Origin of the sequence: Arthrobacter sp. 179 (assembly GCF_052379645.1) — a bacterium.
In the GTDB taxonomy this organism is placed as follows: domain Bacteria; phylum Actinomycetota; class Actinomycetes; order Actinomycetales; family Micrococcaceae; genus Arthrobacter_H.
On record NZ_JBQSYU010000003.1, the window covers coordinates 102,823 to 126,547 of the forward strand.

26 protein-coding genes are annotated in these 23,725 nt (G+C 67.4%); 19 read left to right on the plus strand and 7 right to left on the minus strand.

What is annotated here, in order from left to right:
* The first annotated feature begins 126 nt into the window (after positions 1 to 126).
* From ACT3UE_RS03105 to ACT3UE_RS03120, 4 genes are all read left to right on the plus strand, one after another.
* A complete protein-coding gene (locus ACT3UE_RS03105; RefSeq protein ID WP_444555401.1) occupies positions 127 to 2,442 on the plus strand; it encodes an FdhF/YdeP family oxidoreductase in 2,316 nt (771 codons plus the stop codon).
* 90 nt (positions 2,443 to 2,532) lie between these two features.
* On the plus strand, positions 2,533 to 2,871 hold the full coding sequence (locus ACT3UE_RS03110; RefSeq protein ID WP_444555402.1) for a DUF4190 domain-containing protein: 339 nt from the start codon (positions 2,533 to 2,535) through the stop codon (positions 2,869 to 2,871).
* On the plus strand, positions 2,868 to 3,137 hold the full coding sequence (locus tag ACT3UE_RS03115) for a hypothetical protein (protein WP_444555403.1): 270 nt from the start codon (positions 2,868 to 2,870) through the stop codon (positions 3,135 to 3,137). Before ACT3UE_RS03110 ends, ACT3UE_RS03115 begins: the two co-directional genes overlap by 4 nt.
* 131 nt (positions 3,138 to 3,268) lie before the next feature.
* Positions 3,269 to 3,733, plus strand: a complete 465-nt coding sequence (locus ACT3UE_RS03120; RefSeq protein WP_444555404.1) for a GatB/YqeY domain-containing protein — start codon at positions 3,269 to 3,271, stop codon at positions 3,731 to 3,733.
* On the opposite strand, the gene ACT3UE_RS03125 is transcribed toward ACT3UE_RS03120, so the two are convergent.
* A complete protein-coding gene (locus ACT3UE_RS03125) occupies positions 3,730 to 4,254 on the minus strand; it encodes a PGPGW domain-containing protein (RefSeq protein WP_444555073.1) in 525 nt (174 codons plus the stop codon). The two genes, ACT3UE_RS03120 and ACT3UE_RS03125, sit on opposite strands and share 4 nt — an antisense overlap.
* Positions 4,255 to 4,413: 159 nt before the next feature.
* Between ACT3UE_RS03125 and ACT3UE_RS03130 the strand changes: the two genes are divergently transcribed.
* From ACT3UE_RS03130 to ACT3UE_RS03145, 4 genes are all read left to right on the plus strand, one after another.
* On the plus strand, positions 4,414 to 5,034 hold the full coding sequence (locus tag ACT3UE_RS03130; protein ID WP_444555072.1) for a DNA-3-methyladenine glycosylase I: 621 nt from the start codon (positions 4,414 to 4,416) through the stop codon (positions 5,032 to 5,034).
* The gene (locus tag ACT3UE_RS03135; protein ID WP_444555071.1) at positions 5,031 to 5,468 is read left to right on the plus strand and encodes a fluoride efflux transporter FluC; all 438 of its coding nucleotides are present in this window, start codon (positions 5,031 to 5,033) and stop codon (positions 5,466 to 5,468) included. The genes ACT3UE_RS03130 and ACT3UE_RS03135 overlap by 4 nt, the downstream gene beginning before the upstream one ends.
* Positions 5,465 to 5,842, plus strand: a complete 378-nt coding sequence (locus ACT3UE_RS03140; protein WP_444555070.1) for a fluoride efflux transporter FluC — start codon at positions 5,465 to 5,467, stop codon at positions 5,840 to 5,842. Before ACT3UE_RS03135 ends, ACT3UE_RS03140 begins: the two co-directional genes overlap by 4 nt.
* A 65-nt stretch (positions 5,843 to 5,907) precedes the next feature.
* Entirely contained in the window at positions 5,908 to 6,123 is a 216-nt protein-coding gene (locus tag ACT3UE_RS03145; protein WP_444555069.1) for a DUF2945 domain-containing protein, read from the plus strand.
* A gap of 42 nt (positions 6,124 to 6,165) precedes the next feature.
* On the opposite strand, the gene ACT3UE_RS03150 is transcribed toward ACT3UE_RS03145, so the two are convergent.
* Positions 6,166 to 7,266, minus strand: coding sequence for a pyridoxal-phosphate-dependent aminotransferase family protein (locus ACT3UE_RS03150; RefSeq protein WP_444555068.1), 1,101 nt, complete (start codon positions 7,264 to 7,266; stop codon positions 6,166 to 6,168).
* Between the two features lie 213 nt (positions 7,267 to 7,479).
* Between ACT3UE_RS03150 and ACT3UE_RS03155 the strand changes: the two genes are divergently transcribed.
* From ACT3UE_RS03155 to ACT3UE_RS03170, 4 genes are all read left to right on the plus strand, one after another.
* The gene (locus ACT3UE_RS03155) at positions 7,480 to 8,043 is read left to right on the plus strand and encodes a hypothetical protein (RefSeq protein WP_444555067.1); all 564 of its coding nucleotides are present in this window, start codon (positions 7,480 to 7,482) and stop codon (positions 8,041 to 8,043) included.
* 104 nt (positions 8,044 to 8,147) lie between these two features.
* The gene (locus ACT3UE_RS03160) at positions 8,148 to 9,290 is read left to right on the plus strand and encodes a type III polyketide synthase (protein ID WP_444555066.1); all 1,143 of its coding nucleotides are present in this window, start codon (positions 8,148 to 8,150) and stop codon (positions 9,288 to 9,290) included.
* A 7-nt stretch (positions 9,291 to 9,297) separates the two neighbouring features.
* A complete protein-coding gene (locus ACT3UE_RS03165) occupies positions 9,298 to 9,993 on the plus strand; it encodes a methyltransferase domain-containing protein (protein ID WP_444555065.1) in 696 nt (231 codons plus the stop codon).
* Positions 9,990 to 11,120 (plus strand): FAD-dependent oxidoreductase, encoded by a 1,131-nt coding sequence (locus tag ACT3UE_RS03170; protein ID WP_444555064.1) that lies wholly within the window; start codon positions 9,990 to 9,992, stop codon positions 11,118 to 11,120. Before ACT3UE_RS03165 ends, ACT3UE_RS03170 begins: the two co-directional genes overlap by 4 nt.
* 10 nt (positions 11,121 to 11,130) lie before the next feature.
* On the opposite strand, the gene ACT3UE_RS03175 is transcribed toward ACT3UE_RS03170, so the two are convergent.
* Positions 11,131 to 11,694 carry a DUF488 domain-containing protein gene (locus ACT3UE_RS03175; RefSeq protein WP_444561251.1) on the minus strand — a complete coding sequence of 188 codons (564 nt, stop codon included), beginning with the start codon at positions 11,692 to 11,694 and terminating at the stop codon, positions 11,131 to 11,133.
* 89 nt (positions 11,695 to 11,783) lie between these two features.
* Between ACT3UE_RS03175 and kynA the strand changes: the two genes are divergently transcribed.
* The 4 genes from kynA to ACT3UE_RS03195 all read left to right on the plus strand — a co-directional run bounded on the left by kynA (position 11,784) and on the right by ACT3UE_RS03195 (position 15,668).
* Positions 11,784 to 12,680 carry a tryptophan 2,3-dioxygenase gene (gene kynA / locus ACT3UE_RS03180; protein WP_444555062.1) on the plus strand — a complete coding sequence of 299 codons (897 nt, stop codon included), beginning with the start codon at positions 11,784 to 11,786 and terminating at the stop codon, positions 12,678 to 12,680.
* An 18-nt stretch (positions 12,681 to 12,698) separates the two neighbouring features.
* Positions 12,699 to 13,952 carry a kynureninase gene (locus tag ACT3UE_RS03185; RefSeq protein ID WP_444555061.1) on the plus strand — a complete coding sequence of 418 codons (1,254 nt, stop codon included), beginning with the start codon at positions 12,699 to 12,701 and terminating at the stop codon, positions 13,950 to 13,952.
* A complete protein-coding gene (locus tag ACT3UE_RS03190; RefSeq protein ID WP_444566255.1) occupies positions 13,949 to 14,791 on the plus strand; it encodes a PaaX family transcriptional regulator in 843 nt (280 codons plus the stop codon). The genes ACT3UE_RS03185 and ACT3UE_RS03190 overlap by 4 nt, the downstream gene beginning before the upstream one ends.
* 61 nt (positions 14,792 to 14,852) lie before the next feature.
* On the plus strand, positions 14,853 to 15,668 hold the full coding sequence (locus ACT3UE_RS03195; RefSeq protein ID WP_444555059.1) for an isocitrate lyase/PEP mutase family protein: 816 nt from the start codon (positions 14,853 to 14,855) through the stop codon (positions 15,666 to 15,668).
* Positions 15,669 to 15,834: 166 nt separating this feature from the next.
* Here ACT3UE_RS03195 and ACT3UE_RS03200 read toward each other — a convergent pair whose 3' ends face one another.
* The 3 genes from ACT3UE_RS03200 to ACT3UE_RS03210 form a co-directional block, all read right to left on the minus strand.
* Complete coding sequence (locus ACT3UE_RS03200) at positions 15,835 to 16,542, minus strand: transglycosylase family protein (protein ID WP_444555058.1); 708 nt, start codon at positions 16,540 to 16,542, stop codon at positions 15,835 to 15,837.
* Positions 16,543 to 16,961: 419 nt separating this feature from the next.
* Positions 16,962 to 18,464: a TIGR01777 family oxidoreductase gene (locus tag ACT3UE_RS03205; protein WP_444555057.1), complete on the minus strand. Its 1,503-nt coding sequence runs from the start codon at positions 18,462 to 18,464 to the stop codon at positions 16,962 to 16,964.
* A 72-nt stretch (positions 18,465 to 18,536) separates the two neighbouring features.
* A complete protein-coding gene (locus tag ACT3UE_RS03210; RefSeq protein WP_444566256.1) occupies positions 18,537 to 19,274 on the minus strand; it encodes a M50 family metallopeptidase in 738 nt (245 codons plus the stop codon).
* Positions 19,275 to 19,409: 135 nt separating this feature from the next.
* Between ACT3UE_RS03210 and ACT3UE_RS03215 the strand changes: the two genes are divergently transcribed.
* Positions 19,410 to 20,201, plus strand: coding sequence for an SGNH/GDSL hydrolase family protein (locus tag ACT3UE_RS03215; RefSeq protein ID WP_444555055.1), 792 nt, complete (start codon positions 19,410 to 19,412; stop codon positions 20,199 to 20,201).
* Positions 20,202 to 20,287: 86 nt separating this feature from the next.
* Here the strand turns inward: ACT3UE_RS03215 and ACT3UE_RS03220 are convergent, their stop codons facing one another.
* Positions 20,288 to 21,694, minus strand: a complete 1,407-nt coding sequence (locus ACT3UE_RS03220; RefSeq protein WP_444555054.1) for a sugar porter family MFS transporter — start codon at positions 21,692 to 21,694, stop codon at positions 20,288 to 20,290.
* A 265-nt stretch (positions 21,695 to 21,959) separates the two neighbouring features.
* On the opposite strand from ACT3UE_RS03220, the gene ACT3UE_RS03225 reads away from it, so the two are divergent.
* Together ACT3UE_RS03225 and ACT3UE_RS03230 are read left to right on the plus strand one after the other, a co-directional pair.
* A complete protein-coding gene (locus ACT3UE_RS03225; RefSeq protein WP_444555053.1) occupies positions 21,960 to 22,844 on the plus strand; it encodes a TetR family transcriptional regulator C-terminal domain-containing protein in 885 nt (294 codons plus the stop codon).
* On the plus strand, positions 22,834 to 23,715 hold the full coding sequence (locus ACT3UE_RS03230; protein WP_444555052.1) for a 3-keto-5-aminohexanoate cleavage protein: 882 nt from the start codon (positions 22,834 to 22,836) through the stop codon (positions 23,713 to 23,715). Before ACT3UE_RS03225 ends, ACT3UE_RS03230 begins: the two co-directional genes overlap by 11 nt.
* Positions 23,716 to 23,725: the final 10 nt, after the last annotated feature.

Genomic DNA, 23,725 nt, shown 5'->3' on the forward strand with positions numbered 1-23,725 from the left:
ACCGGTAGATGACGACGTCAAATGGGTCATGACCCCTTGCGAAGCGCGGGCCCCACTGGTAGTCCTGAGGGTGTCAGCCCACGACGGCGGACGCCGTCCCATGGGTCGCGGAAAGGTGGGTCCATCGTGGCCAAGCATGGCGAGGAAGCACACGAGCCGACGGCATCCGAACTGGAGGTCGACGACGGGCCGAAGGATTGGGCGGCAGGGGTCCCCGGCGTCACGCATTCCATGGGTCCTGCCTTGGCGCAGATGGGGCCGACGCGGACCGCCAAGACCGTCATGAAGCTGAACCAGAAGGACGGTTTCGACTGCCCCAGTTGCGCCTGGCCGGACCCGCACCATCGCAAGACCTTCGAATTCTGCGAGAACGGGGCCAAGGCCGTCACCTGGGAGGCCACCCCGATCCTCATCGACTCCGCCTTCTGGGCCGAGCATTCGGTCACCGAACTACGCTCCCGCACCGAATACTGGTTGGGACAGCAGGGCCGGCTGACCGAGCCGGTCTACAAGCCTGCCGGCGAGGACCACTACCGCCCGATCTCCTGGTCCGGGGCCATCGACCTGTTGGCGACCGAACTGAAGTCCCTGGACTCCCCCGACGAGGCGGTGTTCTACACCAGTGGGCGCACCTCCAACGAGGCGGCCTTCGCCTACCAGCTCTTCGCCCGCGGTTTCGGAACCAACAACCTGCCGGATTGTTCGAACATGTGCCACGAATCCTCCGGGTGGGCCATGGGCGAGAGCATCGGCGTCGGCAAGGCGACCGTGGCCTTCGAGGACTTCGAACGCGCGGACCTGATCATCATCATGGGCCAGAATCCGGGGACCAACCACCCCCGCATGCTCACCGAATTGGAGAACTGCAAACTCAACGGCGGTCACATCGTGGCCATCAACCCGCTGCCCGAAGCGGGGCTGCGCCGGTATAAGAATCCGCAGAAGGTCCGTGGCATCGTCGGCCGGGGCACCGACATCGCCGACCAGTTCCTGCAGATCCGCCTCAGCGGGGACATGGCCCTGATGCAGGCGGTCTCCAAACGGGTCCTTGACGCCGAGGCTGCCCACCCCGGCACCGTGCTGGACCATGACTTCCTGGACCAGCATTGCCAGGGGCTGGAGGAGCTGCGAGAACACCTGGCCGGGCTGGATGAGGAAACGGTGCTGGAGGCCACCGGCCTGGAATCGGCGGAGATCGACGAACTGGCCCACCGGTACATGGCGGCGGAGAACGTCATCATCACCTGGGCCATGGGGATCACCCAGCAGAAGAAGGGGGTCGACACGATCAAGGAGATCATGAACCTCCTGTTGCTGCGCGGGAACATCGGCAAACCCGGCGCCGGGGCCTCCCCGATCCGGGGCCACTCCAACGTCCAGGGCGACCGCACCATGGGCATCTGGGAGCAGATGCCCGACTCGTTCATGGATGCCGTGGCCCGCGAGTTCAGTTTTGATCCTCCCCGCCACCACGGTTTCGACTCGGTCCAGACCTTCGAGGCGATGCAGCAGGGCAAGGTCAAGGTCTTCGTCGCCCTCGGCGGAAACCTGGTCTCGGCGGTCTCGGACACCGGGGTGGCCGAAGCCGGCATGGCCGGCACCGACCTGACCGTGCAGATCTCCACGAAGCTCAACCGCTCCCACACCGTCACCGGTGCCGCTGCCCTGATCCTGCCGACCATGGGCCGCACCGAAATCGACATCCAGGAGTCCGGGGAACAGTTCGTCTCCGTCGAGGACACCGTTTGCGCGGTGCACCCCTCCTGGGGCAACGTCGAACCGGTCTCGCATCAGCTGCTCTCCGAAACGGCGATCGTCAGCCGGCTCGCCCACGCGGTCCTGGGCGAGCGGATCGACGCCGACTGGGTCGGGTTCGAGAAGAACTACGACCTCATCCGCGAGCACATCTCCCGCGTGGTCCCCGGCTGCGAGAACTACAACCAGCGGATCCGGCGCGAGGGCGGGTTCATCCTCGCCCACGGCCCGCGAGACACCCGCACCTTCCCGACCCCCACCGGCAAGGCCATGCTCACGGTCAACGAGCTGGAATACCTGTCCCGTCCCACCGGCACGCTGATCCTTCAGACGCTTCGCTCCCACGACCAGTTCAACACCACCATCTACTCCAACAACGACCGCTACCGCGGAGTCCGCAAGGGCCGTCAGGTGGTCTTCGTGAACGCGACCGATCTGGCCCAGCTGGGTTTGAAGGACGGGGACCATGCCGATGTCCACGGGGTGCACGACGACGGGGTGTCCCGGGTCATGCGCGGTTGCCGGTTGATCGAATACCCGACGACCCCGGGCTGCGTGGCCGCCTACTATCCGGAGGCCAATGTGTTGGTCCCGCTGTCCCTGGTGGCAGAAGCCAGCAACACCCCGGTCTCCAAGGCGGTCCTTGTCCGGCTAGAGAAGGTGGACGCCGAGGTACCGGTGGGCTAGCGGTACCCACCCGCCACGCATTGGTGCCCGCCGGAGACCTGACCTACCGTAGGGACCGGCATGCCAGCACCAAGCATCGATGGAGGACCCATGTCCCAGCCGGGGCCGTACCCGCAGCAGTACCCAGGCCAGAACCCCTACCAGCCCCATGGCCAGTACCAGGCTCCCCCGCCACGGGGCATGAGCATTGCCTCCATGGTGCTGGGAATCGTTTCGATCTTCGCCGGTTTCACCTTCGTCGTACCGATCGTCGGCCTGGTGCTGGGCATCATCGGGCTCCAACGCGAGCCGGCGGGCAAGGGCATGGCCATCGCCGGTCTCATCCTCAACGGCCTGATGCTGCTGGGCTGGCTGCTGCTCATCGCCGCCATCATCTTCCTCGGCGGGATCTTCGCCACCATGGACTACTCCTCCACCATGAACACGTGATCCGCCGTTCCGCCGCGCTGATCTCCAGCGGACTCCTGCTGGCCTTGGTCCTGGGACCGCTGACGGTCCTGGTCTCGGCCGTATCGGGCGTGACGAGCATGGCCGGCAGCTTCTACGGCATCACCGACGGACCGGGAACCGGCGCCCTGGTCGTGCTCTGCCTCGGTGGCCTGCTGGTCCTGGCCGGTTGGATCATCGCGATCATCGGTTTCCACCGTCTGGCCGGCACGGTCGATGCCCTGGGCCGGCACCATTTCGGCCCGTAGCCCCCGGCCCCGACCCTCGAGGCACCAGCACCCCGTTGAGTCCTGCCGCGTCGTCATGCGGCCCCCGGTTCCCCGATGCGCGATAATGGTCGAAGCATCCGCTTCGGCAAACCGCCACGAAAGGCCGCCCCATGAGCACGCTAAAGGAACAACTCCGCCTCGATATGACCGCACACATGAAGTCCGGCGACAAGCTGGAACTGATGACGTTGCGCAACGTCCTGGGCGAAATCAACACCCGCGAAAAGGGTGGCAAGACCCCGATGGAGATGGACGACCAGCAGGTCACGGCCCTGCTACAGAAGGAAGCATCCCGCCGGCGCGAGACCGCCGGGACCTATACGGAAGCCGGCCAGCCCGACCGGGCCGAGAAGGAAATCGCCGAAGCAACGTTCATCGAGTCCTATCTGCCGGCACCGCTGACCCGGGACGACGTCGTCGCCATCGTGGATCGGGCCATTGCCGATCAGAGCGTCGACGGGGTGAAGCCGGGGATGCGCCAGATGGGCCAGATCATGAAGACGGTGTCCGCGGAAGTCGCCGGACGCTTCGACGGCAAGACCACCAGCACCCTGGTCAAGGAGCGGCTGGCCTAGGGCTCCTTGCGGCCGCTCCTCCGCCGGTCGGGACGGTGGCCCCGGCGCTGGGCCAGCCGGTGCATGGCGATCCGGCGGGCCTTCATCGGCAACCCGAACCTGCGGTGGGTGTAGATGATCAGCCCGAGGGCGAAACCCCCGGAGGCCATGATCGACAGGGCGGTCCCCCAGCCGCCGATCAGCCACCAGTCCTCGGGCCACCGCCACCACTCGGGGGCCGGTGGGCGCAGCCCCCACACCACGCCGCTGGCCAGCAACAGGCTCGCCCCGGTCGAGCTCCAGAAGATCCGCCAGCGGGTCTTCACGCTTTCGGCGGCCAATTGGTAGGCCCTGGCCTTGACCGGGTGCATCAGCTTCTCGGCCCACCAATAGCGGGTGGAGAGCACGGCCAGTCCCGCCACGATGCACAACAGCCCGGGGCCGGGCAGGACCAACGCCAGCACTCCGACCACCAGAAGCAGCCACCCGGCGATATTGACCGCCAGGGGCTTGAGCCAGACGTGTACGAAGGTGGAAGCCATTTCCGCTAGTTTACCGGAAGTACCCGGGGTCCAAGGGGTCGAGGCCGGCTCGCCGCGTTACGGGCGGTAACCTGTGGAAGGGCCCACGAAACCCGTCGCCGGCGCAGTACACCGGTGCCCGTGGCCCTCGAGGCGCCAAGCAATCCAAAGGACGAACACATGGCAGTCACCGACCCGCAAACGCCCGCTCCCGGCGCGGGACTCATCCGGGGTGCCGACGGGCTGCTGCGCCCCGTCTGGGCCACCGAGGGGATGATGCGGCAGTACTACGACACCGAATGGGGTCTGCCGATCCGCGATGAACAGGGCCTGTTCGAACGCCTCAGCCTGGAGGCCTTCCAATCCGGCTTGTCCTGGGCGACGATCCTGCGCAAGCGGGAGAACTTCCGGGCCGCCTTCGCCGGATTCGATCCCGATCGGGTGGCCGCTTTCGGCGAGGACGACGTCGAACGCCTGCTGGGCGATGCCGGCATCGTGCGCAACCGGGCCAAGATCCGGGCCACCATCGGCAATGCGGCAGCGACCATCAAACTGCGCGACGAGGAAGGACTGGCCGGGTTCATCTGGTCCTTCCAGCCTCGGACCACCCCGCGTCCGGCCACGATGCAGGAGGTCCCCACCACCTCGCCCGAATCCATGGCCCTGTCCAAGGCACTGCGCACCAAGGGCTTCTCCTTCGTGGGCCCGACCACCATGTTCGCCCTCATGGAAGCCGTGGGCATCGTGGACACCCACCTGCTGGGCAGCCACCGGCGTGGCAGTTCGGGCGTATGGCCATGAGCCGTGCTTCGGCACCGGACTGGCGTCACCTGGGCCTGGTCGTCGTCGGGGGGATGGTCGGCACCGCGGCCCGCGAAGGCCTCACCCTGGCTGTCCCGGGAATCAACGGGCTCCCCACCACCATCTTGATGATCAACATCATCGGCGCCTTCCTGCTGGGGCTGCTGCTGGAATCGCTGCTGCGTGCCGGCAGCGACGAGGGCCCCCGCCGGATCATGCGCCTGATGCTGGGCACCGGATTCTGTGGCGGGTTCACGACCTATAGCGCCTTCGCCGTCGATGCCCTGCTGCTCTTCAACGGCCAGGGGCCGGTGGGTGGTCCCGGGGCCGGCCTGGCCCTGATCGCCGCCACCGTACTGATCGGGGCCGCCGCCACCTGGGCCGGGATCGCGACCGCCGGCCTGCGACGCCCCCGCCGGGAGGCCAGGCCATGACACCGCTGCTTTTCATCGCGCTCTCGCTGGCCGGAGGTCTGGGGGCCGGCACCCGGCTCCTGGTCGACGGCTTCATCAAGTTCCGTACCCCGGCGGCCTTCCCGGTGGGCACCCTGCTCATCAACGTCTCCGGTTCGTTGGTGCTGGGCCTGCTGCTGGGACTGTCGCTGTCCTTCATCGTTCCCGAGCCGGCCTATCTGGTCGCCGGCACCGGGTTCCTAGGCGGTTATACGACCTTCAGCACCGCCAGTTTCGAATCCGTGCGCCTGCTGCAGGAACGTCGCTACCTGGCCTCACTGGCCAATGGCCTGGGGATGGCGGTGCTCTGCGTGACGGCGGCCGGCGGCGGATTCTGGCTCGGTTCCCTCGCTTAGGCGTTGCCGGTAGGCTCGGGCCTTCATCCCCGAAGACCGTACCCGAGCCCTGTTGGAGGCCACCGATGTCAGCGACCTTTTCCCCCGGCGACCACGTTGGCTGGAACTCGGAAGCCGGACCCGTCAGTGGGATCATCCTCAAGAAACACACGCAGGACGTCGAATACAAGGGCCATATGCGCCGGTGCTCCCCGGAGGATCCGCAATACGAGATCCGCAGCGACAAGACCGACCACATCGCCATGCACAAGGGGCCGGCGTTGACCAGGATCAAGAAGTAGTTCCGACCCCGTCCAACCCCGGCCCCATGGACCCGATCAGGCTCAGCTGTTGGCGATGGCGTCCTTGAGCGAGCCGAGGATCAGCGCCACGGAATCCATGTTCGCGTTCGGGCCCATCAGGCCGATCCGCCAGACGGTCGCGGCATACTGTCCGACGCCTCCGCCGATCTCCACGCCGTAGGTCTTCAGCAGGTACGAGCGCACCGCAGCCGAATCGACCCCCTCAGGCACCTTGACGGTGGTCAGCTGCGGCAACCGGTGGCCTTCCGCGGCGAAGAGCTCCAGCCCCATGTCCTTCAGGCCTTGTTGCAAGGCGGCGCCAGCCGCCTGGTGGCGTGCGGTGACGGCCTCGAGGCCTTCGGCCAGGACCCGATCGATCCCTGCCTCCAGGGAGGCGACCATCGCGACCGGGGCCGTGTGGTGATAGGTGCGCTGACCTCCGGAGGAGCCGGTGGTGGCGTAGCCACCGAGCAACCCCAGGTCCAGGTACCAGGACTGCGGCTTCTGCACGCGGCGTTCGAAGGCCCGGTCGGAAATGGTGAACGGGGCCAGTCCCGGGGCCACCCCCAGGCACTTCTGTGTACCGGCGTATCCGACATCGATGCCCCAGGCGTCGGCTTCGATCGGCATGCCACCGATGGAGGTGACGGCGTCGACGATCAACAGGGCGTCCCCTTTGATGGCGCCCAGCGCGGCAATGTCGGAGACGACGCCGGTGCTCGTTTCGGCATGGACGGCGGCAATGACCTTCGGGGTCGGGTGGGCGGCGGCCACCCGGTCGGCGTCGACGGGTGTCCCGTATTCGTGGTCCACCCGGACCACCTCGGCGCCGACGCGGGAGGCGACTTCGCACATCCGCTCACCGAAGAGCCCGTTGACGGCGATCACGGCCACGTCACCGGGGTTGATGGTGTTCACGAAGGCGGCTTCCATACCGGCCGACCCGGTGCCACTGAGCGGAAGGGTCCGGGTGTTCTTCGTTCCCCACAGCGTCCGAAGGCCTTCGCAGGTCCGGTCCATCCGGGCGATGAAGTCCGGGTCCAGGTGTCCCAAGAGCGGCAGGCCGAGCGCTGCGGTGGCCTCGGCGTACGGGTTGCAGGGGCCGGGTCCGAAAAGATGGCGGGTGGGGACGATCTGCTGCATGGGGACTCCCTGGGTTCGATGGCGCGGCACTGGCCGCAGGACAAGGCCTTCGCCTTCCACCATAGGCACGAAATGTCGCTCAACGGAATCCGACTTCCACGCAGGTGGTTCCAAAATGTCGGAGGCGGCTGGTGACTTGGAGGCACTGGAAGTGACGGCTTCCGGTCATCGACACTGCACCGCAACCGCGGCGCACCATTTTGGGGAGGAAACATGAATACGAAAACCATCTGGGCGGCCCTGGCGCTCGCCACCGGACTGGCCCTGACCGGCTGCACCACCTCGGGCGGCCCGGAGGCCGGCAGCGGGGCCGATGAAGCCTCCGCCCCGGCCGCCGACGCCGTGGCGGAGACCACCGGGGACCAGTCCACCCAGGGGGTGGCCGACTTCGGGAGCGCGTGGACCTGGGACGACGGGCTGAAGCTGACCGTCAAGCCCGCCGGGCTTTCCACCGCCGGTGAATACGCCTCCGGTGCCGAGGCCTCCGATGGAAAGATGTACGTCTTCGATGTCTCCCTCCAGAACGGAACCTCCGAGGTCTTCGACCCGGCGATCCTGACGGCATCGGTGGCCTACGGGGACGAGGGGACCCAGGCCGAAGGCGTCTTCACCGAGAAGATCGATGGTTTCTTCGAAGGCAAGGTCCTGCCGGGCAAGAAGCAGAGCACGCGGGTCGCCTTCGGCATCCCGGCCGGCGAGCTCGACGACGTGACGCTGACGTACCTGGTCGATTTCGACCATGAGGACGCGCTCTTCTCCGGCGCCCTGGCCAAATAGCGCCACGGCAGCTCCGGTGGCCGGATCCGTGGCCGGAAGGCCCCGGATCCGCCCGCCGGCGGGGACCCCTTTACGCTGCCGAGCGACCCGGTTACGCTCGGCCCATGGCAGTGCGAATCAGGACCATCCAAACGGCTCTACCCGAAACGGTCCTGCATCAGGACCAGGTCCGCGATGTCTTCGCCGACCAACCCGACCTCACCCGGCTGGGACAACGGCTGATCACCACCTCCTTCAATTCCTCGGCCATCTCCACCCGCCGCACTGCGTTGACCGAACTGAGCCTGGAGCAGACCGAAACCACTCCGGTGTTCTTCGATGCGGCCACCACCCGGCTGCTCAGTCCCAGCACCAAGGTCCGCAACGACGTCTTCACCCGCGAAGCCAAGGCTCTATTCACCGAATCCGCCCGATCCGCGCTGGCCGCCTGCCCGGATCTGGGCCCCGAGGACGTCACCCACGTCATCACCGTCTCCTGCACCGGCTTCTACAACCCGGGACCGGACTACCAGATCGTCAGGGCCCTCGGCCTGCCCGCCTCCACCCAGCGCTACCATCTGGGGTTCATGGGCTGCTATGCGGCCTTCCCCGCCCTGCGCGCCGCCAAAAGCTTCTGCGAGGCCGAACCGGACGCCGTCGTCCTGGTCGTCAGCACCGAATTGTGCACCTTGCACGTACGCAGTTCCAACGACCCGGACACCATCATGGGCTCAGCACTCTTCGCCGACGGCGCCGCCGCGGCAGTGGTGACCGCACGTCCCGCCCCGGCGGGAACGACGTCCCTGGAACTCGACGCCTTCGAAACGGTCCTGACTCCGGTCGGTGAGGAATCGATGGCCTGGAACATCGGCGACGAGGGGTTCGAGATGGTCCTGGGGACCTATGTCCCGCATATCATCGACGAGCATATCGTCGGGGCGTTGGCCCCGTTGCTGGCCCACGATCCCTCGATCGGGGAAGAGTACGCGGACCTCACCCATTGGGGCATCCACCCCGGAGGCCGGGCCATCCTGGACAAGGTCCAACACCGTCTGGGGTTGGACGAACGCCAGCTGGAACCGGCCCGCCGGGTGCTCAACGACTACGGCAACATGTCCAGCGCCACCGTCCTGTTCGTGCTCAAGGACATCCTGGAAGGCGTCAGCGAGGCCGACGATCCCGCCGGCGAGCGCGTCTGCTCCATGGCCTTCGGGCCCGGGTTGACCGTGGAGACCGCGTTGATGACCGTGGCCCGCACCGGGGCGTAGTCCAGCGATGCGCCGCGCCGAGACCGCGACCGAGGAAATGGACCGGCCCGACTGCGATCCGGTGCTGTTGTGGCGGACCTACCAGCAGTTCCCGCTGGTCAACGCGCTGGTCTCCGGCTGGCGCGGGGTCTATCGCGACCTGATCCGCCCGGCCCTGCCCACCACCAACGCCACCATCCTGGACATCGGTTGTGGTGGTGGGGACATCACCCGCGCCCTGGCCCGGCGGGCCCGCGCGGACGGGTTCGACATCACGGTCACCGGCATCGACCCCGATCCGCGGGCCTACCGTTTTGCCTCCCGGACTGCCACGGGCCGGCCCGGGGCCGAGGTCGTTTTCGAACAGGCCAGCAGTTCCGATCTGGTCGCTGCCGGGCGCAGCTTCGACGTCGTGGTGTCCAACCATGTGCTGCATCACCTCTCCCCCACAGGACTCGACGTGTTGTTGGCCGACACCGAGCAGCTCACCCGGGCCGTGGCCGTGCACGCCGATCTGCGCCGTTCACGCCTTGCCGGCCTCCTCTTCGGTGCCGCGACCCTGCCGCTGGCCGGGACCTCCTTCATCAGACGCGACGGGCTGACCTCCATCCGGCGGAGCTACCTTCCCGCCGAACTGCGGGCCGTGGTCCCCGGGGGATGGCGGGTCCAACCTCGGCGTCCGTTCAGGAACCTGTTGATCCACCGGCCGGACCCCCTACCGTGATCGACGTGCTCATCGTCGGCGGTGGCCCGGCGGGGCTGACGCTGGCGATCCTGCTCACCCGAGCGGGCCTCACCGTCCGCGTCGTGGAGGCCCGGGATACCCCGCAGGAGCATTCCCGGGCCATCGGCCTGCATCCCCCGGCCGTGGACGTGCTGCACGCGGCGGGCATCGCCAAGGAGGCCATCGCCTCCGGGGTGCCGATCCGCCGGGGTCTGGGACTGAGTTCCGGACGTCGCATCGCCGCCTTGGACTTCGACGTCCTGACGGGTCGGCATCCCTTCATCCTCTCCCTACCCCAGGCGACCACGACCGAACTACTCACCGCACGGTTGCGCGAACTCGACCCACAGGCCCTGCTCGTAGGCCACGCACTGACCACTTTCCGCCAGGACGATCGCGGCATCCACGCCACGATGACCGGGCGGCCGGCCCCGATAACGGCCCGCTACCTGGTGGGCGCCGATGGCGTCGGGTCCACGGTCCGCCCGCTGGCCGGGCTGCCCTTTGCCGGAAGCCTCTACCCCGACCACTACGTGATGGGGGATTATCCGGACACCACCGGCTTCGGGGCCACCGCCGCCCTGCTGCTGCACCCCGAAGGGATCGTGGAGTCCTTCCCCCTGCCCGGGGGCCTCCGCCGCTGGGTGGCCTGGCACCGGCCGGCCGATGCCACCACGCTCCCGTCACTTATCGAACGACGTACCGGCTACCGGGTCGACCCCGATGCGGCGACGATGCACAGCAGGTTCCGGTGCTCGCATCGGGCGGTCGCGCAGATGGTGCACGGACGGGTCATCCTGATCGGCGATGCCGCCCACGAGATCAGCCCCATCGGCGGGCAGGGCATGGCGCTGGGGTTGCTCGACGCCGCCGCCCTGGCCCCGCTCCTCACCCGGGCCGGTACGAAGGGTTCAACGCCAGCCGATCTGCTGGCAGGCTTCTCCCGGGACCGGTTGCGTGCCGCCGCCCGGGCGGGACGGCAAGCCCACCTGAACATGGCCTTGGGGCGCCCCCTGCCCCGGGTGCTGGATCAGGTCAGGGCCGCTGCGATCACGGCCGTGGCCCGCAGCAAACCACTGACCGACGCCGTGGCCCACCGGTTCACGATGAGCCGGGGTTTCCGCTGAGGCTCCCCGCTCATGCCTGCGCGGTGGAGTCCTCCGGTGGATAGGTGATCGTGGTTCCCACCACGTGGGCGAAGGACGTCAAGGCATGCGCGGTGGCCTTGGTCGGGCTGAATATATCCAGCACCTCGAAGCCGCGGACGAGCATCGCGTCCCCAATCATCGAGCGGTGGCAGCGCCAGGGGACGGCTTCGGCGCACATGATGGCCACGGACCGTTCGGTGGCGCTGGCGATCAGCTCCTGGATCCCGGCGTCGAACCCAGGGGTCTGCATGTAATCCGCATAGCCCCGGAAGGAGGCGTTGCGCCAGCCGGTGTTCGGCGAGGCCTTCGTGGTGTGCCGGAGCCCGCCGAGGCTTTCGATCCGCTGGTAGTCCACTCCGTGATCGGCGAGGTGGCCCGGGAGCTGGTCGATGCCGAATTGCGGGTTGTGCCGGGATCCGGGCACCGTGCGCACATCCACGATCCGTTGCACCCCATGGGCCCGGAGCAGCTCGACGAACTCCGCGATCAGATGCGTGGAATGTCCGACCGTATGGAGGATGGCGCGTGGCGCGGCAGCCGCTGGGGTGCTCATGGTTCCATCATGCCAGCGCTGCTCCCCGACGACCGCCAGACGAATTTCAATTGATTGACGCTCGTCACGTAACTGATATTCTGACTTTCATGAGCTGCCCCTACTCGCAAGACACCCCTGAAACCCCCGGCGCCGATACCGCTACCGGCGAACGCGATATCGAAGAGACCGTACGCACCGACTTCCGCAACGAGATGTCCTACGGCGGGTACCTGGATCTGGATAAGGTCCTGCACGCCCAGCACCCCCACAGCAATCCCGAACACCACGACGAGCTGCTGTTCATCATCCAGCACCAGACCAGCGAGCTCTGGCTCAAGCTGGTCCTCCACGAGCTCGTCGAAGCCCGTCGCCTCATGGACGCCGACGATCTGGGCAAGGCGCTGAAGTGTCTGGCCCGGGTCAAGCACATCCAGAAGGTCCTCACCGACCAGTGGTCGGTGCTGGCGACCCTCACCCCGCGTGAATACGCCCAGTTCCGCGACACTCTGGGCTCGGCCTCCGGCTTCCAGTCCTGGCAGTACCGCGCCGTGGAATTCATCCTGGGAAATAAGCACCGCGGCATGCTCAAGGTCTTCGAATCCCATCCCGAGGCCCACGCCATGCTCAGCCAGCTCCTCGAGGAGCCCACGGTCTACGACGCGTTCCTCGCCGCCCTCTCCCGCGCCGGCTACAGCATCCCCGAGGAGATCCTGCACCGCGACTTCTCGAAGGCCTGGGTGCTGCACGAGGAACTCATCCCCGTATTCAAGGAGATCTACGAAACCGAGGAGACCCGCTGGGGCTTCTACCAGGCCTGCGAGGATCTGGTGGACCTCGAGGACAACTTCCAGGCCTGGCGCTTCCGGCACCTGCGCACCGTCCAACGCACCATCGGCTTCAAACGCGGCACCGGCGGCTCCTCCGGCGTCGATTTCCTCCGCCGCGCCCTGGACCTGACCTTCTTCCCCGAGCTCTACGCCGTCCGCACCGAAATCGGCAACTAGCCCGAAAGGCCCTTCCGCATGAGCACCTCCCCCGCGTCCCCGACCAGCGACGAGCTGGACGCCGCCGATCCACTCGCCCTCTACCGCAGTCGCTTCCTGGTCCCCGCCGCCGATCCGGCCCGGCCGCTGACCGCCTATCTCGACGGGAACTCGTTGGGGCGGCCGCTGGCCGCCACTGCCGAACACCTGGCCACCTTCGTCCGCACCGAATGGGGTGCCGGGCTGATCCGCAGCTGGGATGAGCAGTGGATGGACGAGCCCACCGTCCTGGGAGACCGCCTCGGGGAGGTCGTCCTCGGTGCCGGGCCGGGGCAGACGCTGGTCGGGGACTCGACGTCGGTCCTGCTCTACAAGGCGCTGCGGGCGGCCTTGGACCACCAGCAGGGAGCCGATCCGCGGCGCTGCGAGATCGTCATCGATGCGGGGAACTTCCCCACGGACCGGTTCATCGTCGAGGGCATCGCCGCCGAACGGGGGGCGACCCTGCGGTGGATCACCCCCGATCCGGCGACCGGGGTGACCGGCACGGATCTGGAACAGGTCCTCTCCGATCGCACCGCCGTCGTACTCCTGAGCCATGTGGCCTACCGTTCGGGCTACCTTGCCGACGCCGAAGCCATCACCGCCCAGGTCAAGGATGCCGGGGCCCTCATGGTCTGGGACCTGTGCCATTCGGTCGGCGCCGTCCCGCTGCACCTGGATGCCTGGGGCGTCGATCTGGCGGTGGGTTGTACCTATAAGTATCTCAATGGCGGCCCCGGCTCCCCCGCGTTCGTCTACGTCGCATCGGCACTTCACTCCACGCTCCGCCAGCCGATCTGGGGGTGGATGGGGGCCGCCGACCCCTTCGGGATGACAGAGACCTATGAACCGGCCGGTACGATCCGCCGGTTCATCACCGGAACCCCACCCATCCTGGCCATGCAGCCGCTCAAGGACATGGTGGAGCTGATCGCCGAGGTCGGCATCGAGGCCATCCGCAGCAAATCGGTGGAACTGACCGAGCATGCCCTACGGCTCTGCGAGGAACGCCTCTCCCCCCACGGCGCCCGGCTGGCCAGCCCCCGTGAACCTGCACAGCGTGGTTCCCACGTGACCGTGGACCACCCTGACTTCGCCGCGGTCACCACCCGGCTCTGGGAGCAGGGGGTGATCCCCGACTTCCGCCCACCGGACGGCTTGCGCATCGGCCTGTCGCCCCTGAGCACCAGTTTCGCCGAACTCGAGGTGGGCGTCGAGGCGATCGCCGCCGCACTGACCGACATGAAATGAGTGCCGTCCTCGACGACATGGACTCCCGCCCCGGGAGCACCACGTCGTTGCTGCGCACCATCATCGGGCTGTATTTGCGCGGGGCCGGGGGGTGGATGTCTTCGACCCAACTGATCACCCTGATGGAGGCCGTCGACGTGTCCCCGGCCCTGACCCGCACCGCCCTGAGCAGGCTGCGGCGCAAGGAAGTCCTCACCGCCTCCACCCGCGGGGGCGTCTCCGGTCATGCCGTCGGGGAGCGGGCCCGGCAGATGCTCGAACGCGGCGACCGCAGGATCCACGAACCCCGGTCCATGGGCCCCGACGATTCCTGGTGCCTGGTCTACTTCACGGTGCCCGAAACCGCTCGTGGGCTGCGCCATCAGTTGCGCCGCCGATTGCATTGGATCGGGTGCGGCACCGTGGGGCCGGGACTGTGGATCTGCCCCCGCTACCTGCAGGCCGAGACCGAGGAGATCCTGGAGGACCTGGGGCTGCGGGATCGTTCAGTGCTCTTCGTGACCGGACGCCCCCAGGCCGCCGGTTCCCTCCGCGAGGCCGTGGCCGGCTGGTGGGACCTGGAGGAGTTGGCGGGGTTGCACCACGCATTCCTGGATCGGCAGCGCGATGTCCCTTCCGTGCCACCCGCCGAGGGGGCGGCCGCCTTCGCCGCCTATGTGCGGTGCATCGACAGCTGGCGGATCATTCCCTACCTCGACCCGGGGCTACCGGCCGACTGCTTGCCGGAGGATTGGCCGGGGGCGGCCAGCAGCAACCGCTTCCTCCAGCTCCGAGAGGCCTACCGGCCCGAGGCCCTGGCCTACGTCGGATCCATCAGGTCGGTCCCCCAAGCCGTCTGAGCCCCGTTCCTCACCGTCCGGCACCCCGGCGTGCCCCGGGAACGCGGTGTAGCGTGTGGCCATGACGCCCCCAGGACCCGCTGCCCGCTTCCTCGCCCTGCATCACGGCCCGACGCCGTTGCTGCTGCCCAATGCCTGGGACACCGGGTCGGCGCGGTTGTTCGCCTCGATGGGGTTCCTTGCCCTGGCCACCACCAGCAGCGGGTATGCCGCCTCGCGGGGCCGTCTCGACGGAGGGCTGACCCGCGAGGAGACCTTGAAGAATGCGGCCGAGCTCGTGCAGGCGACGGAGCTGCCGGTCAGCGCCGACCTGGAGAACGGGTTCGCGGACCAGGCAGCAGCCGTCGGGCGGACCTACGACCTCGCGTTACAAACCGGGCTGGCCGGCGCCTCGATCGAGGACTCCACCGGGGACCCGGACTCCCCCATCCACGGGATCGAGGCCGCCACGGAGCGGGTCGCTGCCGCGGCAGAGGCCTGCCACCGCGGGCCGGCGCCGATGGTGCTCACCGGCCGGGCCGAGAATTTCCTGCATGGACGCCCGGATCTGGCCGATACCATCCACCGCCTCCAAGCCTACCAGGAGGCGGGGGCCGACGTGCTCTACGCCCCGGGGCTCACCCGGCTCGAGGACATCCGGTCGGTGGTGGAATCGGTGGACCGCCCGCTCAACGTGCTCGCCACGGCGGGGACACCGCCGGTCTCCGCCCTGTCCCGGGTGGGTGTCGGCCGCGTCTCGGTCGGTGGGGCCTTCGCCTTTGCCGCCCTCGAGGCCACCGCCGCGGCGGCCCGCGAGTTCTTCGACGAGGGAACCTCCGGGTACACATCGCAGTCGAAGACCGGCAAGGACCTCGCCTCGCGGATCTTCCCCGCCTGAGCCCCGACACACGAAGTGCCCGCACGGTGGACCGTGCGGGCACTTCGTGTCCTGACGAAACAACGGCGGCTCGCCATTGGGGGGAAAGGCGAACCGCCGCTGCCGTCTGGCGGGGGCAAAGCTCCCGCAGTTCAGGGTCCGGGGCGCTGCCCCGGGGCCGACCTGATTACTTGGTCGGCAGGTTGATGGTCTGGCCCACCATGATCACGTTGGGGTTGGAGACCGTATCGGTGTTCACCGAGTACAGGCCCTCCCAGCCGCTCAGGCCCTGGGCGTTGGCGATCTTAGACAGCGTGTCGCCGGCCTTGACCGTGTAGTTCTTGCCCGAGTCGGTGGCCTTGACCGTGGCGACGTGCTTGCCGGTCGACTTGACCTGCTGCTGCGGCGCGGCCTTCTGGACCGGTGCCTGTGCGGTGTGCTTCGGAGCAGCCTTCTGGACCGGAGCCTGCTTCGGCGCGGCCTTCTGGACCGGAGCCTTCTTGGTGGCCTGCTTCGGGCCGGACGGTGCCTTGCCGGAGATACCCAGCTTGGCGGAGCATGCGGGCCATGCGCCCCAACCCTGAGCAGCCTGGACCTTCTTGGCTACGCGGATCTGCTCGGACTTGCTGGCGTGGTTGGCCTGACCGCTACCGCCGAAGGCCTTCCAGGTGCTGTTGGTGAACTGCAGTCCACCCTTGAAGCCGTTGCCCGTGTTGATGGACCAATCCCCACCGGACTCACACTGCGCGAGTGAATCCCAGGTGCCTGCAGGTGCTGCGGAGGCGGGAGCTGCTCCGATGCCTGCTGCCGCGCCGGCCAAGGCCAGGGCTGCTACACCACTGCTTGCGCCGATGCGGGAAATCTTCGAAAACTTTTTGCTGTTCTGCTGGATCACAGTTTCTCCAGGGGCCACCTGTGCGCTCCAGCCGTCCCCGGCCCTCATTGCGCGATCGTCCGGCGTCGATGTCGACTCCAAATTTAGTGGGCAGTCAGGTGGACGATCGAAAGGTACCTGAACTGCACTCCGTCTTGCACCACCCCGAACGGCGAGGTGTTATCAAAACGTGACTTGATTACGATAACTATACGATGGGGGGCTGCGTCAACTACGAACGTCCCCCTGGGGAGACGATCCACAAAAAGTTTACAGCTCAAACCCCGTGATCTCGCGGCAGAATCGATGTATCTGTGATTCCTGTGAGTCTCGGATCGGAGTAGAGATCGGGAGTCCGGACGGACGCCCGAACCCGTTTTTGCTCGGTATTATCCGTAATCCGACCGTTACCGACGTCCTAGGTCACGGTCTCGTGACCTTCAGCGGCGACCCAGCACGTGCCGCAGCGCCGGTTCGAGCTCGGGCTCACGGAAGGCGTAGCCGAACTCCTCGATCCGCCTCGAGGAGCCCCGCTGGTCCGACCGGGCAATTTCGCGGGCCCCCTGGCGGCCCAGGAGCAGGGCCGGGCCGAAGCCCGGGACCGTGAGTCCTGCCGGGCGGTTGAGCACCCTGGCCAACGTGGCGGCATAGTCCCGGGCGTCCACCGGATGCGGGGCGACGGCGTTGACAGGTCCGGAGACCCGGTCCTCCAGGGCGGCATGGGCGAAGATCCCCACGACGTCATCGATGCCGATCCAGCTCTGCATGCCGGCCCCGGCCATGCGACCTCCCAGACCGGCGACGAACAACGGCAACAATTGCTGCAACATTCCGCCGGAGGGGCTCTGGACCAGCCCGGTGCGGACGTTCACCACCCGGACCCCGGCCCGTGCCGCCGGTTCGCACGCAGCCTCCCAGGCGAGACAGACATCGGCGAGGAAATCGGTTCCCGGAGGGCCGTCCTCGCTCAAGTCCGTCGGGGCCTGCGCGGGGCGGGCTTCCGGGGAGGCCCCGTAGTACCCCATGGCCGAGGCGGCCACGAGGGTGCGCTGGTGTCCGTCCGCCGACAGGTCGGCCAGCGTCCGGGCGATCAAGGAGGTCCCCACCGTCCGCGATGACATGATGCGTTGCTTGGTGGCTGCGGTGAATCGCCCACCGATCGGGTGCCCGGCCAGGTGGATGACGACGTCGCAGCCCGCCAGCGCCGCAGTGTCGATCCGTCCCGCATCCGGATCCCAGGAGATTTCATCCGTTTCCGTTGCCGGCCCCCTGACCAACCGGAACACCTCGTGCCCGCCGCCTTGGAGCAAGGCCCGCAGCTGGGTGCCGATGAGTCCGCCGGCCCCCGAGATGGCGATCCGTTTCGAGGATGAATCGGCTCCGGAATGCCGGGAGTGGAAGAGCAGGTCGCCGATCACCTGGCGTTCGCGGTATCCGAACATGCGCTTCAGCTCGGTGTTGAAGCGTTCCTTCCCCCACTCCCGGATCCGCCCTCCGGGACCGGAACTGCTGGCCAACGGAAGGTCGTAGGAGACGAAATCACGCATGAGGGTCCCGCCGTCGTCCTCCTCGAAGACGTGCTCATGACGCCAGGAGGCCAGGGGCCCGGATTCCATGACGTCGGTGAAACTGCGCCCGGGGACCAGCCCGACGTGCCGGGCGTGCCAGGGGATTTCGGGTTTGGCCCACCCGGGCAGGTGCAACGGTCCGGCGACGGCTCCGATGGCCGGTCCCAACCCCAGCCCCAGTTGCCCCGGCGCCCCGATGCCGATCACCGCCGTGGAGCCGACGTTCAACCCATCGCTGGGCTCACGACGCACGCTGCCCGAAAACGGGGCGAGCAACCTGACCAGGGCACCGGGACGGGAAAACCAGGCGAAGGCCTCCTCGCGGGGAACCGGCAGGCTGGTGGTGAATTCGAAGTCTGGCAGGGGATTCTCCATGCCCCGAGGCTACGCGTCATCCCCCGGGCCCACCATCGCCCGGGGCCGCCCGCGGGCCCGGGTCGGGGCAACTCAGTTGACGGCGGCACCCAGGGAGAGCAGCGACCAGTACGCACACCCGATGATGACCAGAGCGAATCCGGCCAGCCAGACCGCTGCGGGGACCCCGGTGGCCCGGGCCAGGATGTAGGCATCCGAGCTCTCCAGCCGACGACGCCGGACGTGGACCGCGGCGACCTTGAACCAGTCCTTGACCGCCCCCACCACCAGGGCAATGCCCAGACAGAGGACGACGTAGGCGGAGAATTCCCCGTCGGTGAAGAGCACCAGAACCTGGGCCAGGACCGCGCATCCGACGGCGATCACGATCCCCACCAGATTGCGGATGAACAGCAAGGCCACCAACAGCAGGATCGCCCCGATGGACAGGGCCGCCCCGGCCCACCCCGAGGAGGCGGCCCAGATCATCGCCGCCCCGGCGACCGCCGGGGCCGGATAGCCCCAGAACCCGGACCAGGCGATGCCGGCACCGCCCCGGCCGGCGCTGACCGTCTCCCCGGAATGATTCAGGTTCAACCGGATGCCGCGGACGATCCGTCCCGTCATCAACGCTGCCAGCGCGTGGCCCAGCTCGTGGACGAACGTGACATACAGGCCGAACCAACGCCACGTGGCCCGCGGCACGCAGAGGGCGACGGCAACGGCGATGATCAGGACCAGCGTCAGGGCCTCGGCATGGAGGGAACGGCCACGGGTGAAGCCGACCAGCAGCGCCTGCCACCAGGAATCAACGGAAATCTGCTCAAGCATGGGTTAGAGGGTAGGGCACCGGGCTGTGAAAAACGTTCTGGCCGGAATCGTCATCCGATCGTCATGTTGTGGTCCGTTTACCCCGCGGTGGGTTCCTTAGGCTGGGAATCCACCTTCTTTACCCAGGAGTAATCAGTGCACGACCCCACCCCCGCCGGGACCGACCGTCCCACGCTTCGTTCCCGCCTGTCCTCCCGGCCCCGTACCGCGCTGCTGGCCGGGATGGCCGTATTGGCCGTGACCGCCGGAGCCATCCTGGTCGGCGGGCAGGGGCAGCCCCAGGGGCAGGAGGCGCTCTTCTCCGACGGCTTTCCGATGGCGCGCCCGATGGCGGCCGGGGACGCGCAGGCGGTCACGTTCTCCGTGGTCGGGGACTCCATCACCGCCGATCACGCCTATCCGGAGCAGGTCTCCCGGCGGATCGTCGGCGAGAGGTCCTGGGCCGTCTTCGCCCAGGACCCCGCCACGACCTTCGCCGGCGGATGGGCCCGGGGAGGTGCCACCACCGCTCAGATGCTGGACGGCTACACCCCCGTGCCCTCCGACGTGCTGGTGGTGATCGCCGGGACCAATGACATCCGCGCCGGGGTCCCCTTCGAACGGATCGGGGAGAACCTGCAGGACATCATTGCGCAGGCGGATTCCGACCGGGTGCTCGTCTCTTCCGTCCCGCCGCGGAACGAATTCCGCACCCGCACCGTCGAATACAACGCGTGGTTGCACGATTTCGTCCTCGAGCAGGGGTGGGGCTGGATCGACGGGTCCCGGGGCCTGCGCGATTCGACCCATCCGGAGGTCTACGCCGAGGGCCTGAGCTACGACGGCACCCACCCCACGGCGGAAGGGGCCCGGATCCTGGGCTCGGCGGTCCAGGCCGCCCTGGGCACCCAGCCCACGGCCCAGGACACCACGGTCGACCTGCCCTAGCCACCCCGTCCCGGGAACAACGAGGGGCGGTCGGGTCTGCGTTGCACCGCAGACCCGACCGCCCCTTGCGGTATCGACGGGTGCTCCTACTGCATGGACTCGAGTTCGCGGCCCTTGGTTTCGGTGACGAACTTGAAGACGAAGAAGAAGGACAACAGGGCAAAGAGCGCGTACAGCCCGTAGGCGAAGACCAATCCGGCCTCGGCCAGCGACGGGAAGGTGGTGGTGACCAGGAAGTTGGCCAGCCATTGGGCGGCTGCGGCCACCGAGAGGGCCACGGCACGCATCTTATTGGAGAACATCTCACCCAGCAGCACCCAGACCACCGGCCCCCACGTCGCGCCGAAGGCGACGACGAACACGTTGGCGGCGATCAGCGCGATCACGCCCCAGGGCTGCGGCAGCGACACGTCGTCGCCGGTGCCCATCGCCTGGCTGAAGGCGACGGCCATCAGGCCCAGGGCGACGGTCATGCCGGCTGAACCAGCCAACAGCAGGGGCTTGCGGCCCACCTTGTCGACCAGCAGGATGGCGACCACGGTCACCAGGATATTGGTGACCGAGGTGATGACGGTGATCGTGAACGAGTTTTCCTCGGTGAAACCGACGGACTTCCACAGGCTGGTGGAGTAGTAGAAGATGACGTTGATGCCCACGAACTGCTGGAAGACCGAGAGCAGGATGCCCACCCAGACGATCGGCAGCAGCCAGCCCTTGCCTCCCACGAGGTTGCGCAGGCCCTGGTTCTTCTCGGTGCTGATGGTGGACTTGATCGAGGCGATCTTCTCGTCGACCTCGTCCCGGCTTTTCAAACCGACGACCTCATGCAGGACCTTGGCGGCCCGGGCCAGCTGGCCGCGGGCCACGAGGTAGCGCGGGGACTCGGGGATCTGCCAGGCCAGTGCCCCGTAGAGGACTGCCGGGATGATCTCGGTCAGGAACATCCAGCGCCAGGCTTCGATACCCAGCCAGCTCACTTCGGAGGCGCCTCCTGAGGTCGCCGCGATGAAGGCGTCGGCGAGCAGGGCGACGAAGATGCCCAGCACGATCGCCATTTGCTGCAGGGAGGCCAGCTTGCCGCGACTGTGCGCGGGGGCGACCTCGGCGATGTAGGCCGGGGCCAGGACCGAGGCCATGCCCACGCCCACACCGCCGATGGTGCGCCAGATGATCAGATCCACCGGGCCAAAGGCAAAACCGGAGCCCAGGGCGGAGATCGTGAACAAGACGGCCGCGACCAGCATCGCCCGCACCCGGCCCTGCTTATCGGCGAAGGGTCCGGCGAACCAGGCGCCGACCATGGCGCCCAGGAGTGCGCAGGAGACGGTGAATCCCAAAAGGACCCCGCTGAGGGCGAATTGTTCCCCGATGGCGTCGACGGCACCGTTGATCACGGCACTGTCGAATCCGAAGAGGAATCCGCCCAATGCGGCGACAATGGAAACCATCACCACTTTTGTGGGGGTCGAGTCATGTTCTGTTGAGACGCTCATGCCCGCAATCGTACGCCTTTGCGCCCCTGCCGGGCAGAGGCTGGCGGGGGCACGGAAACGCCGCGAAACATGAACTTGATCACCCCCCGACCCCGGGCCCCATCGCCGGTCGGAATGCGTCTTCCCCGCGCCCACCGAGCCGGGCGGAAACCGGGCATCGATCGCCTCCGCGACAGCTTCAGAGATCGCCATGAATCGCAATTCATGATTGATTGTCAATCAACTCACTTGCCATGTTCGCAAGTCCTGTTCTACTGTTGGCCCCATGCCAACCGCCGAATCCTCCGCCGACACACTCGCAGACCGTGCCCGGCGGGCCATCCACGACTCGGGACTGGCCCAACGTGACGTCGCCGCCCTCATCGGCATCGACGAGACCAAACTGTCCAAATCACTCAAGGGCATCCGACGCTTCAATCCCGAGGAACTGACCCTGCTGGCCACCAATACCGGCGTGACCGCCAATTGGCTGCTCTCCGGCTCCGACTCCACGGCAGGAGCCTCGGTGGCCCCCTCCTCGGGCATCCTGCCCACCCGGCACCGCGAAGACACCACCTCGGCCCGCAAGCGCCGGCTGATCATCGAACAGTCCTGGTGGCTCTTCGCCGAAATGGGCCACGCCAACGTCAGGATCTCCGATATCGCCCGGGAAACAGGCATGTCCCCGGCTTCGGTGCACTACTACTTCCCGACGAAGCTGGAGATCTTCGCCGAGGCGCTGCGCTACTCGGTCAAGCTGGCCTTCGACCGCCAGGTCACTGAGTTGCACGCCATCCCGGATCCGGTCCAGCGGCTCAAGCAATTGATCCGCCTCCAGCTCCCCGAAGGGGTGGCCGGACGGGCCGAATGGTCGATCTGGCTGCAGACCTGGGGACAGGCCGCCGTGGACCCGAGCCAACGAGACAACCATTCACATGGCTACGAACGCTGGCGCCAAACCGTGGAAGGCATCATCGCCGACGGCCAACGCAGCGGGGTGTTCCGCTCCATCGACGCCGCCGATCTGACCTTGGACATCACCAGCCTGATGGACGGCCTGGGCATCAAGGTCCTGACCGGCATGCTGACCACCGTTCAGATGCAAGAGCACATCGAAAATTTCATTGACCGCACCATCGTCACCCCCGAGGAGTCATCCCATGAATCGTAAAGTCATCGTCACCTGCGCCCTGACCGGCGCCGGGGACACCACGTCCAAGAGCGAATTCGTTCCCGTCACCCCGGATGAGATTGCCGCCGATGCCATTGCCGCGGCCCGGGCCGGCGCCTCGGTCGTCCACATCCACGTGAGGGATCCCGAAACCAAGCAGGGCTCGCGCGATACCGAGCTCTACCGCGAGGTCGTGCGCCAGATCAAGGAATCGGACGTCGATCCGGTCATCAACCTCACCGCCGGCATGGGCGGGGACCTGGTGGTCGACCCCTCCGAGCCGACGGCCCAGTTGCCGGGCACCGATCTGGTCTCGGGGCTGGAGCGGCTGACCCACGTCGAGGAGCTGCGCCCGGAGATCTGCACCATCGACTGCGGTTCGCTGAACTTCGGCGAAGGCAGCAACCTCTACGTCTCCACCCCCGACATGCTCCGCGAGGGCGCCGCCCGCATCAAGGAACTGGGTGTGAAGCCGGAGATGGAGATCTTCGACACCGGCAACCTCTGGTTCGCCAACGTCATGGTCGAGGAAGGGCTGATCGCCCCGCCGCCGCTCTACCAGCTGTGCATGGGCATCCCCTACGGCGCCCCCGTGGATCCTGCCCTGCTGCAGGCCATGGTGAACATGCTGCCCGAGGGGGCCCAGTGGACCTCCTTCGCCATCGGCCGCAACCAGCTGCCCTGGGTCGCCCAGTCGGTGCTCCTCGGTGGCCACGTCCGCGTCGGATTGGAAGACAACCTCTACCTCTCCAAGGGCGTGAAGGCCACCAACGCACAGTTGACCGAACGTGCCATCGGCATCGTCACCGGCATGGGTTCCTCCGTGGCCACCCCCGACGAAGCCCGCGAAATCCTCAAGCTCGAAAAGTAAGGCCTGATTC